The 13,780-nt window shown below is 69.6% G+C and carries 16 protein-coding genes and 1 pseudogene; 9 read left to right on the top strand and 8 right to left on the bottom strand.

Features of this window, described 5'->3' with window-relative positions:
* The first annotated feature begins 24 nt into the window (after positions 1 to 24).
* Both ACWC9T_RS28205 and ACWC9T_RS28200 read left to right on the top strand, forming a co-directional pair.
* Positions 25 to 1,389 (top strand): MBL fold metallo-hydrolase, encoded by a 1,365-nt coding sequence (locus ACWC9T_RS28205; protein ID WP_449823861.1) that lies wholly within the window; start codon positions 25 to 27, stop codon positions 1,387 to 1,389.
* Positions 1,386 to 2,651: an MFS transporter gene (locus ACWC9T_RS28200; RefSeq protein ID WP_449823860.1), complete on the top strand. Its 1,266-nt coding sequence runs from the start codon at positions 1,386 to 1,388 to the stop codon at positions 2,649 to 2,651. Before ACWC9T_RS28205 ends, ACWC9T_RS28200 begins: the two co-directional genes overlap by 4 nt.
* Before the next feature lie 278 nt (positions 2,652 to 2,929).
* Here the strand turns inward: ACWC9T_RS28200 and ACWC9T_RS28195 are convergent, their stop codons facing one another.
* Together ACWC9T_RS28195 and ACWC9T_RS28190 are read right to left on the bottom strand one after the other, a co-directional pair.
* A complete protein-coding gene (locus ACWC9T_RS28195) occupies positions 2,930 to 3,232 on the bottom strand; it encodes a cupin domain-containing protein (RefSeq protein ID WP_449823887.1) in 303 nt (100 codons plus the stop codon).
* 123 nt (positions 3,233 to 3,355) lie between these two features.
* A pseudogene (locus tag ACWC9T_RS28190) lies at positions 3,356 to 3,508 on the bottom strand (helix-turn-helix domain-containing protein); the annotation flags it as partial.
* A gap of 97 nt (positions 3,509 to 3,605) precedes the next feature.
* Between ACWC9T_RS28190 and ACWC9T_RS28185 the strand changes: the two are divergent.
* Positions 3,606 to 5,000: an MFS transporter gene (locus tag ACWC9T_RS28185; RefSeq protein ID WP_449823859.1), complete on the top strand. Its 1,395-nt coding sequence runs from the start codon at positions 3,606 to 3,608 to the stop codon at positions 4,998 to 5,000.
* Between the two features lie 140 nt (positions 5,001 to 5,140).
* Here the strand turns inward: ACWC9T_RS28185 and ACWC9T_RS28180 are convergent, their stop codons facing one another.
* From ACWC9T_RS28180 to ACWC9T_RS28165, 4 genes are all read right to left on the bottom strand, one after another.
* The gene (locus tag ACWC9T_RS28180; protein ID WP_449823858.1) at positions 5,141 to 5,587 is read right to left on the bottom strand and encodes a hypothetical protein; all 447 of its coding nucleotides are present in this window, start codon (positions 5,585 to 5,587) and stop codon (positions 5,141 to 5,143) included.
* Positions 5,588 to 5,657: 70 nt separating this feature from the next.
* Positions 5,658 to 7,007, bottom strand: a complete 1,350-nt coding sequence (locus ACWC9T_RS28175; RefSeq protein WP_449823857.1) for a hypothetical protein — start codon at positions 7,005 to 7,007, stop codon at positions 5,658 to 5,660.
* On the bottom strand, positions 7,007 to 7,324 hold the full coding sequence (locus ACWC9T_RS28170) for a type VII secretion target (protein WP_449823856.1): 318 nt from the start codon (positions 7,322 to 7,324) through the stop codon (positions 7,007 to 7,009). Before ACWC9T_RS28170 ends, ACWC9T_RS28175 begins: the two co-directional genes overlap by 1 nt.
* Before the next feature lie 101 nt (positions 7,325 to 7,425).
* The gene (locus tag ACWC9T_RS28165; RefSeq protein ID WP_449823855.1) at positions 7,426 to 7,740 is read right to left on the bottom strand and encodes a hypothetical protein; all 315 of its coding nucleotides are present in this window, start codon (positions 7,738 to 7,740) and stop codon (positions 7,426 to 7,428) included.
* Here ACWC9T_RS28165 and ACWC9T_RS28160 point away from each other — a divergent pair.
* From ACWC9T_RS28160 to ACWC9T_RS28145, 4 genes are all read left to right on the top strand, one after another.
* The gene (locus ACWC9T_RS28160; protein ID WP_449823854.1) at positions 7,739 to 7,936 is read left to right on the top strand and encodes a DUF397 domain-containing protein; all 198 of its coding nucleotides are present in this window, start codon (positions 7,739 to 7,741) and stop codon (positions 7,934 to 7,936) included. The genes ACWC9T_RS28165 and ACWC9T_RS28160 overlap by 2 nt on opposite strands.
* Positions 7,937 to 7,956: 20 nt before the next feature.
* Positions 7,957 to 8,877, top strand: coding sequence for a phosphorothioated DNA-binding restriction endonuclease (locus ACWC9T_RS28155; RefSeq protein WP_449823853.1), 921 nt, complete (start codon positions 7,957 to 7,959; stop codon positions 8,875 to 8,877).
* Positions 8,878 to 8,991: 114 nt separating this feature from the next.
* Positions 8,992 to 9,630, top strand: coding sequence for an ATP-dependent Clp protease proteolytic subunit (locus ACWC9T_RS28150; protein WP_449823852.1), 639 nt, complete (start codon positions 8,992 to 8,994; stop codon positions 9,628 to 9,630).
* A gap of 1 nt (position 9,631) precedes the next feature.
* Positions 9,632 to 10,234 carry a ClpP family protease gene (locus ACWC9T_RS28145; protein ID WP_449823851.1) on the top strand — a complete coding sequence of 201 codons (603 nt, stop codon included), beginning with the start codon at positions 9,632 to 9,634 and terminating at the stop codon, positions 10,232 to 10,234.
* Positions 10,235 to 10,318: 84 nt separating this feature from the next.
* Here ACWC9T_RS28145 and ACWC9T_RS28140 read toward each other — a convergent pair whose 3' ends face one another.
* Positions 10,319 to 10,753, bottom strand: coding sequence for a helix-turn-helix domain-containing protein (locus ACWC9T_RS28140; protein ID WP_449823850.1), 435 nt, complete (start codon positions 10,751 to 10,753; stop codon positions 10,319 to 10,321).
* 63 nt (positions 10,754 to 10,816) lie between these two features.
* On the opposite strand from ACWC9T_RS28140, the gene tnpB reads away from it, so the two are divergent.
* Entirely contained in the window at positions 10,817 to 12,160 is a 1,344-nt protein-coding gene (tnpB, locus tag ACWC9T_RS28135) for an IS607 family element RNA-guided endonuclease TnpB (RefSeq protein ID WP_449823849.1), read from the top strand.
* 152 nt (positions 12,161 to 12,312) lie between these two features.
* Here tnpB and ACWC9T_RS28130 read toward each other — a convergent pair whose 3' ends face one another.
* Entirely contained in the window at positions 12,313 to 12,660 is a 348-nt protein-coding gene (locus tag ACWC9T_RS28130) for a winged helix-turn-helix transcriptional regulator (protein ID WP_449823848.1), read from the bottom strand.
* 95 nt (positions 12,661 to 12,755) lie between these two features.
* Between ACWC9T_RS28130 and ACWC9T_RS28125 the strand changes: the two genes are divergently transcribed.
* Positions 12,756 to 13,780 (top strand): IS1634 family transposase (locus ACWC9T_RS28125; RefSeq protein ID WP_449823847.1); only part of this gene is annotated, 1,025 nt, incomplete at its 3' end.

Below are 13,780 nucleotides of genomic sequence, written 5' to 3'. Positions count from 1 at the left end.
CATCGTCATCACAGGAGGACCGCGATGGATTTCGCCGACGAACACCTGATACCGCTGGTCGACGAGGGGCTGGGCAACAGCGCCTACCTGGTCGACCTGGGCCACGGCCGCGCCCTGGCCGTGGACGCCAGCCGCGACCTGCGCGCCCTGCGGGCGGCCGCCGAGCGGCGCGGCCTGACCGTCGCCTTCGCCGCCGACACCCACCTGCACGCCGACTTCCTCTCCGGCGCCGTCCAGCTCGGCCACGACGACGGCGCCACCGTGCTCGCCTCCGCCGCCGGACACCGCGCCTTCCCGCACACCCCGCTCGCCGACGGCGACGAGGTCGACCTCGGCGGACTGACCCTGCGCGCCCTCGCCACCCCCGGGCACACCGACGAGCACCTCTCCTTCCTGCTCCTCGACGGCGCCGCCGAACTCGGCGTTTTCACCGGCGGCTCACTGATCGTGAACTCCGCCGCCCGCCCCGACCTGCTCGGCCCCGAACGCACCGACGAACTGGCCCGCGCCCAGTACCGCTCGCTGCGCCGCCTCGCGACCCTCCCCGACCACCTCCCGGTCTGGCCCACCCACGGCGCCGGCTCCTTCTGCTCCGCCCCGTCCGGCTCCGCCCGCACCACCACCATCGGCGCCCAGAAGCAGTCCAACCCGCTGCTCGCGGCCCCCACCGAGGACGCCTTCGTCACCGAGCTGCTCGCCAGCCTCGGCAGCTACCCCGCCTACTTCGCCCGCCTCGGCAAGCTCAACCGCACCGGGCCCCGGGTGCTCGACGGCACCCCGCCGCTCCCGCTGCTCGACGCCGCCCAGGTCGGCCGACTGCTGGCGGACGGCGGCCAGGTCGTGGACGTCCGCCCCGCCGTCGACTACGCCGCCGGGCACATCCCCGGCGCCCTCTCCATCCCGCTGCGCGGCCAGTTCGCCAGCTGGCTCGGCTGGCTCCTGCCCGACACCACCCCGCTGGCCTTCGTCACCGGTGACGGCCAGGACCTCGACGAGCTGGTCTGGCAGGCCCACAAGATCGGGTACGAGCGCCTCGCCGGACGCCTGGCCGGCGGCATGCGGGCCTGGCGCGAGGCCGAAGGGCCGGTCGCCGCAACCGAGTTCGTCACCGCCGAGCAGGCCGGGCAGCGCCCCTATCTGGACGTGCGGCAGGAGTCTGAGTTCACCGCCGGGCACGTCCCGGGTGCCACCCACATCGAGCTGGGCTCGCTGGCGGCCCTCGCCGCCGATGCCCCGCAGGGCGCGCTGATCGCCTGCGGCCACGGCGAACGCGCGATGACCGCCGCCAGCATCCTGGAGCGCGCCGGGCACACGGGTCTGGCCGCCCTGCAGGGCGGACCGGACGAGTACGCCGCCGCCCGTGGCGAGCGTCTGGTCGAGGGCGCATGAGCACCGTGGCCCCTGTCGTGGCAGGCGCCGCGGCGAGCCCGGTCCGGCTCGGCCTGCGGGAGAACTGGCTGCAGTTCACCCTGCTGGTCGTGGTCACCGCCGCCGTCGGCGGCCTGGTCGGGCTGGAGCGAACGACCATCCCGCTGATCGGCTCCGAGGTCTTCCGCCTGACCAGTGACCTCGCCGTCTTCTCCTTCATCATCGCCTTCGGCGTCACCAAGGCCCTGACCAATCTCGCCGCCGGAGCCCTGACGGCCCGCTTCCGCCGCAAGCAGCTGCTCGTCGCGGGCTGGCTGATCGGCGTCCCCGTCCCGTTCGTCCTGGCTTGGGCGCCCGGCTGGGGCTGGATCGTGGCCGCCAACGTGCTGCTCGGCATCAACCAGGGCCTCACCTGGTCGATGACCGTCAACATGAAGATCGACCTGGTCGGCCCGAGTCGGCGCGGCCTCGCCACCGGCCTCAACGAGGCCGCCGGCTACGCCTCGCTCGGTGCCACCGCGCTGGTCACCGGCTACCTCGCCACCGCGTACGGGCTGCGCCCGGCCCCCGAGCTGATCGGCGTCGTCTTCGTCGTCGCCGGCCTCGCGCTCTCACTGATCGTCCACGACACCGCGGCGCACGTTGCGCTGGAACTCGCCCAGCACCCCAAGCCCGTCGGTGATGCCCCGGACCTGTGGCGGACCTTCGCGCACACCTCCTGGCGGGACCGCTCGCTGCGCGGCGCCAGCCAGGCCGGGCTGGTCAACAACCTCAACGACGGCCTGACCTGGGGCGTCTTCCCGCTGCTGTTCACCGACCACGGGCTCGGTCTCGCGGCCGTCGGCCTGATCAAGGGCCTCTACCCGCTGCTGTGGGGCTTCGGCCAGATCCCCACCGGCCACCTGGCAGACCGGGTGGGACGCAAGCCGCTGATCGTCGCCGGCATGCTGGTCCAGGCCGTCGGATTCGTCATGGCGCTGGCCCTGCTCGACCGGCCACTGCTGGCCGGCATCGTCTCGGCCGTACTGCTCGGCCTCGGCACCGCGATGGTCTACCCGGCGCTGATCGCCTCCGTCTCCGACCACGCCCACCCCAGCTGGCGCGCCAACGTCCTCGGCACCTACCGGTTCTGGCGCGACATCGGCTACGCGGCGGGCGCCCTGGTCGCCGGGGTGCTGGCGGACGCGCTCGGCCTGAACGCGACCGTCGTCGCGGCGGCGGCGCTCACCGCGGCCTCGGGGCTGCTCGCGGCGCGGCTGATCAAGGAGAAGGTCGTGCACTGATTTTGCGATAGGCGGCGTTCAACTGCCGTTCGGTAACTGATTCCTGTGGAGGGCCCGTCGCGTTACGCGGCGGGCCCTCACGCAGTCGACGCCGGGGTCGGGCCGTTCGACGACGGCAAGTACCGCAGGGGCCGGTTGCTCGGCGCGCCCGCTGCCCACGGTGTCACCCCCCGAGGACGTGACCAATGTGGTCGTCATTCACCTGCGCTTCGACCACATCGGCTGGGCCGCGGTTCGGGGGCGGCCCGTTCTCCCCCGTGCCACTTGTCTGTTGCGGGTCATGCCGTTGTTGAGGGGCCGGTGCGGATGACGGCGTGGGCGCCTTGGGGACCGAAGAGGTGCAGGATCTCCACGGCGTCGGTGTCGGCGGGGCCGAACCAGTGCGGTTCTGCCGTGTCGAACTCGGCGACCTCGCCCGGGCGCAGGGTGATTTCACGTTCGCCGAGGATGAGGCGGAGTTCGCCGGCGAGGACGTACAGCCACTCGTAGCCCTCGTGGGTCACGAGCTTCGGCTTGCGGGGGCCGAGGACCTGCTTGAACACCTGAACACGGCCCGGGTACTGGGTCAAGGGCACCAGCACGCTGCCACGGTCCCTGCGGTGGGGCGTCAGGTGGACACGCGGATCGCCGGTGGCGGGCGCTGCTACCAACTGGTCAAGGGCCACTCGGTGCGCTTGCGCGAGGGGAATGAGCAACTCCAGCGTCGGGCGCCTCTTGCCTGACTCCAGCCGGGACAGGGTGCTCACCGAGATCCCTGTGTCGGCCGCGAGGGCTTCCAGGGTGAGCCCGCGGTCCCGTCGGAGTGCGCGCAGACGTGGGCCGATGCTGTCGAGGATTTCCGCGAGTTCAGCTTTCACGCGGTCCAGTTTGCAGTCTCAGCAATTTTGCTGGGCCGCGCTGGTCGCCTGGTCCGAGCATGAGCGGGCAGACGATCCCGGACTGGAAGGCGTACCCGTGAGCGAGACATCCCTGGCCACTCCCCCCTCCTTGGCCGTTCGGCGGCGGTGGACGGTGTTGGCCGTCTGCGCTCTGAGCATGTTCCTGGTCGGGCTGGACACCACGATCGTCAACGTGGGCCTGCCTGCGATCGGGCGTGGGACCGGGGCAGGAACCCAGGGGCTGGAATGGATCGTGGATGCCTACACCGTCGTCCTGGCCAGCCTGCTGATTTCTTCGGGCGCGATGGCGGACCGGATCGGTCGCCGTCGGGTGTTCCAGTGCGGCCTGCTGGTCTTCGGGGCCTCGTCGCTGGCGTGCGCGGCCGCTCCTTCGTTGGGCGTGCTGATCGCGGCCCGCACCGTCCAAGGCATGGGGGCGTCGATGCTCAGCCCGGTGGCCCTGGCGATCGTGGTGAACGCGATGCCGGATCCCCGCGAGAGAGCCCGGGCGATCGGCATCTGGGCGTCGGTCTACGGGCTCAGCATGGCCGCCGGACCCGTCACCGGCGGCGCGCTCGTCGCGGCCTTCGGTTGGCGGTCGGTGTTCTGGATCAACGCACCCGTCATCGTCGCCGCGCTCGTGCTGACCGCTGTGTTCGTGCCGGAGTCACACGGACAGCGAGCGCGGCGGCTCGACCTGACCGGCCAAACACTGCTCACGCTCACCGTGTGTGTCTCGGTCGGCCTGCTCATCGAAGGATCCCGGATCGGCTGGACCTCACCCATGGCCGTGGCCGGGTACGTCGTGGCCGTGGCAACCACTGCCGGATTCGTCCGGGTCGAACTGCGTCGGTCCGAATCTCTGATGGACCTCAGCCTGTTCCGGGGTTCCGTGTTCACCACGGCCGTTCTCGGTGCGGTCGCGGTGTTCGTCGCCCTGAACGTCAGCCTCCTGCTGAACACGCTCTATCTCCAGCACGCGCGCGGGTGGACAGCGCTGACGTCAGGTCTGGCGACACTGCCCATGGCACTCGGGGCGACCGTGTGTGCGCCACTGTCCGGCTCCCTGGTGGGGCGCCACGGAGCACGGCTGCCACTCGTCGTGGCAGGCTCGTTCATCGCGATCGGCGGCCTGTGCCTGATCGATCTCGGCCGGGACACGAGCATCCTGCTGCTCCTGGTGGCCTACCTGCTCATCGGCGTCGGGTTCGGCTTCGCCAACGCACCCATCACCAACACCGCCGTCAGCGGCCTCCCGCCCACGCGCGCAGGCGTTGCCGGAGCGATCACCTCTACGGCACGCCAGGTCGGTTCCGCAGTCGGTATCGCCATCGCCGGCGGACTGGTGACCGACGTCGAACCGGCTGGACTGGCCCAGGCATCCCACGCAGGGTGGGCGATCGTCACGGCCTGCGGCCTGTTCCTCTTCGTCGTGGCCCGCGCATCCCGTCCCGCCCGGCGAGCCACATGACCCACAGCAACGCGCGCCTTTCCATCGAAGGCGGCAGGGCATCGCAGGTTCTTTTGCCGCCCCGCCGCGGTTGTGACTGCGGCGGGGCGGAATGCACTGTAGGGCGAGCGTGAGCCGGGCCAGCCGTGCGGCGGGCCCTTTCACGTGCCGGTGGCCCGGACGTAGATGTCGGCCGCGCCCGGATGAAGTCTGTCGGAGGGCCGCTGCACCACAAAGATCTGCCGCCCGGCCTGCCCTTCCGGCAGCAACATTCCCTGGGTCGGCTCGTCGCCCGGCAGCGCGGCCCGCAGGTCCTCCGGCAGCGGGGCGAGGGTGCCGGTCTTCGGCAGGTTGTAGGTGTAGAGGAAGTCGTCGATGTTGACGTAGTCGCCGCCACCGATCCCGTAGTGAATGTAGGCGACCGGCGACCCGTCGGCGGTCCGGGAGAGCACGGCGGCAGCTGGGATGTAGTACCGCCCTTTGTTGGGATGCTGCTTGTAGTGCAGGCCCGCCAGCCGCTCCGCGCGATCGTTGTCGGTCTCAGGCGGATTGAGGGACCGGAGAAACCCGGCTACGCCCCACCAGACGCATCCCACGGTGATCAGCACGCAGAGCGCGAGGAACGTACCCAGGAGCCATCGTGTCCACGACTGGCCACCGGAACTGCCGGATGCCACGTCAGAGCTTCCTGGTCCTGGCATCGCTGGCGCCCCCCATGTCGAACTCCCGGGCCAAACCCGTCCGGTGGAGGCGCTGGAGGTCCCCGTCCGATACGTACCCCATGCCTGGCACGGGGGTTCCCTTCTGCTTGGTGGGATCCTTCTTCTCAAAGTCCCAGTTGTACCGATCGCGGACATGCGTCTTGTAGGTGACGGTCACCTCCGGCGGAGCACCGGGTGATGTCGGCTTGACCTCGATCTTCGCTTCGGTGTTGTAGTGGAAGGAACCGACCGCGTAGAACCAGTCCTTACTGCTCTCCGGTGTCGCGGACATGGGTTGCCAACCGGTCTGCTGGACCAGCGCGACCGGCTTGCCGGTGCGTCGGTACTCCGCCAGAGCCTCGGCCTGCCAGCCTGGGAGGTTGCCGTCCAGGGTGGTGCTCACACTCTCCTGGAAGTCGGGGATGTCCTTCAGCATGTCCTCGACGTTCAGATTGAGCGGCTCGCCGGTACCGGAGAGGTAGTGCGCCATGTTGGCGCTGGCATGCGTGCCGCCGGCCGCGAACGGCATGGCAGCGATACCGGCCCCCAGCCTGGCCGCCAGCATGCGGTCCTTGTCGGTCGGGCTCTCCGTGTTGTAGTCGCCCGAGCCCCGGTCGTACGGATCGGGCGGCAGCAGCACCCCGCCCTCACCACCGAAGACCTTCGGCAGGTCGCGTGCGCCGGCCAGATCCTCACCCACCACCCGCTTCGTCCAGTCGTCGAAGTGACGGTACTTCACCGCATCGTTGATGCGGTCCAACTCATGCCCAGCAGTGCTGCTGACGTCGGCGGCGTAGGTCGTGGCAGCCTTCAACAGGTTGCGCATGTCTCCGGCGACGCTGGCCAGCCGACGGGCCTCGCCATCACCATCAGGGTCGTTTCCACTCAGCCAGGAGGGATAGGCGATGTCGCCGTCCTCTTTGATCGTGAGGCTGTTCGCGCGGGCCAGGTCGTCGGCTTCCGCCACCCACCGGCGCGCGAGCGCCAGACCTGTGGTGGCATTGACAAGGGTGAGCTGTGCGGCCTCCATCTCCTGCTCGGCGATCGACATTTCGTCGATCAGCTCCTTCAGCGCTCGCCGTCCCAGGTCTGCGGCATCGCCGCTCCAGCCCTCCTGGAGCGTGGAGAGGACATCGACAGCGAGGAACCGGGCCGCGCTGATGGCGCTTCCGACCTTGTCCCACTCCTCCGACGCCCGATGGAACGCTTCAGGGTCGCAGGATCGGATCTGTTGCAGGGTGACCGGCTCGGGGAAGCGGCGGTCGTGATCGGGCTTGCCAGGCTTGCGGCGGCCGTCGGGTTGTTCGTAGTCGTAGACGGAAGGCATCAGCCGTTGTCCTCCAGCAGGGCGGCGGCGCTGCGCAGCTGCTCTGCGACGGTGGTTTCCTGGCGGTAGTAGTTGGTCGCGGTGGTTCGAAGTCCCTCGGCGAGCTTGCGCATCGCGTCGGTGACCTTGCCAGTCTCCTTGGACCAGTGGCCCGTGCACGTGTCAAGGGATGAGCCGATGGTCCATTCGCTGTGGCGGGTCGCGGCTGCAGCCGACTCACCGAAGCCGGTGTCCGCCTGTGAGACCTTGTCCGCTCCCTCATCCAGCTTGGCTGCTGCTACAGGGAGCCGTTCCGGCTCCGAGATGTATCCACCCACCCCATGCCCTCCCCAAGTCCGGGTGTGGTTCCGGTTCTCACGCTAAACGACCGAACCGGAAGGAGCGCAGGCGAACGGGACGACTTGTGAGGGCTCGCCGGTCAGGCGGCTTCGGCTTGGTCGACTGCGGCAGCGCTCGGCTGCGCGAGCCAGACCAGCCGTGCAGTGATCCCCGGTCGCCGGGCGAAGTGGCGCACGGCTCGCTCGGGCGACGCGAGGGTCATGCGCGCCCGCCCGTCGACGCTGATCACATGGGTCGGGCCGTCGTTGTCGGCGAGCCCCCAGGCCGCGACCCTCCCATCGGCATCCGCAGCGCTCTCGTCGTACACCTGGACGACGGCGAACAGCCGGGGTGCGGTGTCGAGCACGAGCCCGCACAGCTCCTGGTCGAAGGTCAGATCGGTCGGCGGGCTCATGGCCGTTCACAGCTGGCAGAAGTCCTCATTCAGCGGCGACACCGCCAACTGCATCTACGTTGCAGCGGCACCCGATAGTGCCATCAAGATCCGCGAGAGTGACGCCCCCGACGTCATCATCGCCACAACGCCTGACAAGCTCCGCGCCTTCCTGCGTGGCGTCAAGGCAGGAGAGTTCGACCATCTGACGATGTAGTGAGAACTACCCTGGCGGGCATGGATTGGCTCGATCGGGTAGCGGGACTGAGGCGCTGGGCGCGCAACGGAGTTCGCGCGCCGCACAAGCCGTTGTTGCTGCTGTACGCGCTTGGCAGTTACCAGCGGGACACCGAGGGCGAGCTGCGCTACAGCGCGGTGGAGGGGGAGCTCAGTCGGCTGCTCGCCGAGTACGGGCCGTCGCATGCGACGACTCCCGCTTACCCGTTCCACTATCTGGTCAACGACGGGGTATGGGAGGTACGGACCGACTCGGGGCCGGGGAGCCCCGGTACCGGGGTCGGGGTTCTTCGTTCGAGCGGGGCCACCGGCAGGCTCGCGTCCGAGCTGCGGGCGGCGCTCGGCGCGGAACCGGCTCTGCTGGGGCGGATGGCCAGGGTGTTGCTGGACGCCCACTTCCCGCCGTCCTTGCACGCCGACCTCTGTGAATCCGTCGGCCTCGACCTGGAGCACGCGGAGAGCGGGACGATGAACGGCGCGGACACCGTGGCCCGGCGGCAGCGGGACCGGCGGATGCGTGAACTGATACTCACCGCCTACGAGTTCCAGTGCGCGTTCTGCGGTTACGACGGAGCCCTCGGCGCGAGTTCGGTCGGGCTGGAGGCCGCGCACGTGCGCTGGTGGTCGCACGAGGGGCCGGACGAGGTCGACAACGGTCTGTGCCTGTGCTCGCTGCACCACAAGCTCTTCGACAAGGGCGTCCTGGGCCTGGGGGAGGGCCGTCGCATCCTCGTCTCCCAACGGTTCGTCGGCCGCAGTGAGGCCAGTCGGCAGCACGTGCTCGCGCTGGCCGGACGCCCCGTCATCGGTCCGCAGCCGGGCCTTCCGCCGGTCGCGGACCGGCACCGGGAGTGGCATGTGCGGCAGGTGTTCCACGGCGCTCCGCGTCAACCCGTGGACTGCGCGGCGACGACGGTCTGATGCTCTGCCCGTGGCGAATTCGCGGCGGGCAGAGAAAGAGCATCCGGGGGTGCTCCGGGGGTGAGAGTGGGGTCGACGGCATCTCCGCCTCGACGACTCGACATGGAGAACCAGATGACTCCACTCACCGCGCTCCCGCCCCGGGCGGAGCAGGGCGACACCCCGCCCAGCCGCTTCGACGACCACCTGGCGGCGCAGTTGCTCGCCCAGCGGATCGTCCTCCTCGGCACGCAGGTCGACGACGTGTCGGCCAACCGGGTGTGCGCGCAGCTGCTGCTGCTCTCCGCGGAGGACCCGCGTACCGACATCAGCCTGTACATCAACAGCCCTGGCGGGTCGGTCACCGCGGGTCTCGCCATCTACGACACCATGCGGCTCATCCCGAACGACGTCTCGACGCTGGCGATGGGGTTCGCGGCCAGCATGGGTCAGTTCCTGCTCACGGTGGGGGCGTCCGGCAAGCGGTTCGCGCTGCCGAACGCGCGGATCATGATGCACCAGCCCTCGGCGGGCATCGGTGGCACCGCCGCGGACATCGAGATCCAGGCGGAGAACCTCCAGTTCACCAAGAGGGCCATCGAGCGGATCACCGCCGAGCACACCGGGCAGAGCGAGGAGACGATCGCGCGGGACGGCGACCGGGACCGCTGGTTCACGGCGGAGCAGGCCAGGGAGTACGGGATCGTGGACCGGGTGGTGGAGTCGGTCGCCGACATCCGCCCGGCCTCGTCGCGCCGACGGATGGGGTTGTGACATGGGGTCGTACACAGTTCCCTACGTCATCGAGCGGACCGCACACGGTGAGCGGTCCTACGACGTCTTCAGCCGGCTGCTGAACGAGCGGATCATCTTCCTCGGCACCGAGATCGACGACGGGGTCGCGAACGTGGTCATCGCGCAACTCCTGCACCTGGAGTCGGAGAGCCCGGAGCGTGAGATCTCGATCTACCTCAACTCGCCCGGTGGATCGTTCACTTCGCTGATGGCGATCTACGACACGATGACGTTCGTGCAGGCGCCGATCTCCACGTTCTGCGTCGGTCAGGCGGCGTCGACGGCGGCGGTGCTGCTGGCCGGCGGAGATCCTGGGCGGCGGTTCGTGCTCCAGCACGCGCGGGTGCTGCTCGGGCAGCCGGCCAGTGGCGGCCGGCAGGGGACGGTCTCCGACCTCAGCCTCGCGGCCAAGGAGGTGGTCCGCATCCGCTCGCAGGTGGAGGAGGTCCTGTCCCGGCACACGCAGCACGACGTGGCGACGCTGCGCGCGGACATGGACCGGGAGAAGGTGCTCACCGCCGAGGAGGCCGTCGCCTACGGACTCGCGGACGAGGTGCTGAGCCGACGGCTCGCGTTCGTCTGATCGCGCGTCGTGGCCGATGACCGAACCGGCGGCCGGTACCACGGGGGTGTGCCGGCCGCCGGTTCGGCCAGGCGGCGAGTTGCGTCAGGCGGCGAGGCAGAGGCCGTCGTACTGGGCCGTGGGCGACGTGGGGCCGCGGCTCACCCGGCCTTGACCCACCCGGCTCCGGGCGTACCGGGCCAGCTCGTCCTGGGCGAGCGAGAGCAGGTCGGCGAGGCCGAGTCCGAGCGCCTTGGCGGCGGCCGCGAGCACCTCGGAGGAGGCCTCCTTGCGTCCGCGCTCCAGCTCCGACAGGTACGGCATCGAGATCCGGGCCGTCTCGGCGACGTCCTTCAACGTGCGCTCCTGGGCGAGCCGCTCGCGTCGCAGTGCGTCGCCGATGAGGTCACGCCACAGGGGTTCCCTCGGCGCGGGTGTCTCGGGGGCTCCGGACGGTTGCTGCGGCGCACGGGTCGCCCCGGTGGAACCGGGCGGCGAGGCCTGTGGGCGCAGGGGGTGGCCAACTGTTGTCAATTTCATCAGCATTCCTCACTGTTCCGGGCATTTCGCCCGACTGTCGGTGGCAGCCGGTACGGTCACCTGGTGATCGTGACGCAGGCGTACCGTTTTGCGCTCGACCCGACTGAGCGTCAGGTCGGTGCGTTGCTGCGGCATGCCGGGGCGGCGCGGGTGGCCTACAACTGGGCGCTCGCGCGGGTCAAGGCGAACCTGTCCCAGCGGGAGGCGGAGAAGTCCTACGGCATCGAGGACCTCACGCCCTCCTTCGGCTGGTCGATGTACTCCATGCGCAAGGCGTGGAACCAGGCCAAGAACGACGTCGCGCCGTGGTGGGCCCAGTGCTCCAAGGAGGCGTACACCACTGGCCTGGACCAGCTCGCCACGGGGCTGAAGAACTGGTCCGACTCCAGGAACGGCAGGCGCAAGGGCCGCCCGATGGGCTTCCCGCGCTTCAAGTCGAAGCGCAAGGCCGTCAAGTCCTGCCGGTTCACCACCGGCGTCATCCGCCTGGACGGGCGCACCCACGTCGTGCTGCCCGTTCTCGGCCGGATCAAGACCCACGAGTCCACCCGCAAACTGGCCCGCCGGATCGAGAACGGCACCGCGAGGATCAAGTCCGCGACCGTGCGCCTGGACGCCGGACGCTGGTACGTCTCCTTCTCCGTCGAGGTCGAGCGCAGCGAACCCACCCCGAGGCGGCCGAACACGGTGATCGGCGTCGACCTCGGCGTCAAGACCCTCGCGGTGTACTCCGACTGCCGCCCCCCGACCGAGAACCCGAAACACTACGACTACGCCCAGAAGAAGCTCCGCCGCCTGTCCCGCACCACCTCCCGACGCACCGGGCCCGACCGTCGCACCGGCCGGCACCCCTCGAAGCGATGGCTGCGCGCCAACGACCAGCGCAACAAGATCCACCACCGCATCGCCAACCTGCGCCGCGACGGCATCCACAAACTCACCACCGAACTCGCCCGCGAGTACGGCACGATCGCGATCGAAGACCTCAACGTCACCGGGATGGTGAAGAACCGCAGGCTCGCCCGGGCCGTGTCCGACGCCGGATTCGGCGAGATCCGCCGCCAACTCGCCTACAAAACCGTGTGGAACGGCGGCCGGCTCGAAGTCGCCGACCGCTGGTTCCCCAGCTCCAAGACGTGCTCCCACTGCCACGCAGTGAAACCCAAACTGCCTCTCCGGGTACGTACGTTCACCTGTGGACACTGCGGGCTGGTCATCGACCGCGATGAGAACGCCGCGCTCAACCTCGCTTCCCTCGTGAAGCACCACGTCGCCGGGAGTGGCCCGGAGACACGAAATGGACGTGGAGCCGACCGTAAGACGGGACCTGGTCCCGCTGGCGGCTGCGAAGCGTCTACCTCGCACCGGCCCTCCAGACCGGGTCAGACGAGGACCTTTGCCCAGTGATGGGCAAATCCCTGAGATTCACTGATCTCTCAGGGAACGGATGACGCGGGCTTCGTTCGGCGCATGAGTGCTCACCCCTTCAGCCTAGGGATCCGGGGCGTCAGGGGAAGGGAGTGGCGTTCTGCCCTGGGTGAAGCCGCACGGGCGGCCCGTTACGCGCGCGGTGTCTGCTGGCTGTCGTAGTGCTCCTGGGCGGCGAGGAGTTCGTCTCCGTGCTGGCCGAACCACTGGATGAGTTCGGTCAGCGGCCCGGCCAGGCTGGCACCGAGATCCGTCAGGCTGTAGGTCACCTGGGGCGGGTTGGTGGGCGCGACACGGCGGCCGACGAGCCCGGCCCGGGCCAGTGCCTTGAGGTTCTGCGACAGCATCTTCTGACTGATGCCACCGACTCGTTGGTGCAGCTGCGCGAAGCGGTGCGGTCCGGCGATGAGGGCCGAGATCCTGAGTTCCGCAGTTCGTGGGCACGGAGGAGCCTTGCGCTTGGCGTCGGTGCAGGTCACGGCGTTGCGAGGTGTGTGCCGGGCTGGAAAAACGTGGGCACACGCCTATAGATAGAGCCTTGTGATGTCCTGGTGTGATCGTTCATGCTGTGGGCATGTACTTGCGGACCACCCAGCGGAAGAACAAGAACGGCACGACGGTCCGCTACGTGCAGCTGGCCCACAACCGGCAGATCAACGGCACCACGCAGGCCGAGGTGGTCTACAACTTCGGCCGCGAGGACCGGCTCGACACCGGCGGGCTGCGCCGCCTGGTCGCCTCGATCAACCGCTACCTGGGCGAGGACGGCGCCGACGCGACCGCTCCCGTGGCCGGAGGCGGCCTGGAGGTGACCGGCTCGCGCCCGCTCGGGGCGGTCTGGCTGCTCGAGGGCCTGTGGCGGCACCTGGAGATCGACACCGCACTCGCGAAGATCCTCGGCGCGCGTCGCTTCCGCACCGATATGGAGCGGGTGCTGTTCGCGCTGGTCGCCAACCGCACCATCGCCCCCGCCTCCAAGCTCTCGGCCGCCGAGTGGGCAGGCCGCGACGCGGCGATACCGGGCCTGGAGACGATGGACGAGGACCAGGCCTACCGGGCGATGGACCTGCTGGTGGACGCCGACGCCCAGGCCGAGGTCCAGGAGGCGGTGTTCTTCGCGGTCGCCAACCTCCTCAACCTCGAGGTCGACCTGCTCTTCTTCGACACCACCAACACCTACTTCGAGCGCGACGAGCCCGACGAGGGCGAGGCACCGTTCCGCGCCTACGGCAAGAGCAAGGACCACCGCGACGACCTGCCGCAGATCACTATCGGACTGGCCGTCACCAAGGAAGGCGTCCCGGTCCGCTGCTGGGTATGGCCCGGCGGGACCAGCGACCAGGCGATCCTCCCGCAGGTCATGGACGACATGCGGGACTGGAAGCTCGGACGCGTGATCACCGTGGTCGACCGCGGCTTCTCCTCTGCTGACAACCTCGCCTACCTCACCCGCGCCGGCGGCCACTACATCGCCGGGATGCGCATGCGCGACGGAGGCGACCTCGCCGAAGCCGCCCTCGCCCGCCAGGGCCGCTACCAGCAAGTCCGCGACAACCTGCGCGTCAAGGAGGTCAAGCTCGACCAGGCTCCCGGCCGGCG

The sequence above is a fragment of the Kitasatospora sp. NPDC001159 genome, assembly GCF_053598235.1.
The sequence above is the reverse complement of the archived record's forward strand: the minus strand, read 5'-3'. Positions and strand labels throughout refer to the sequence as shown.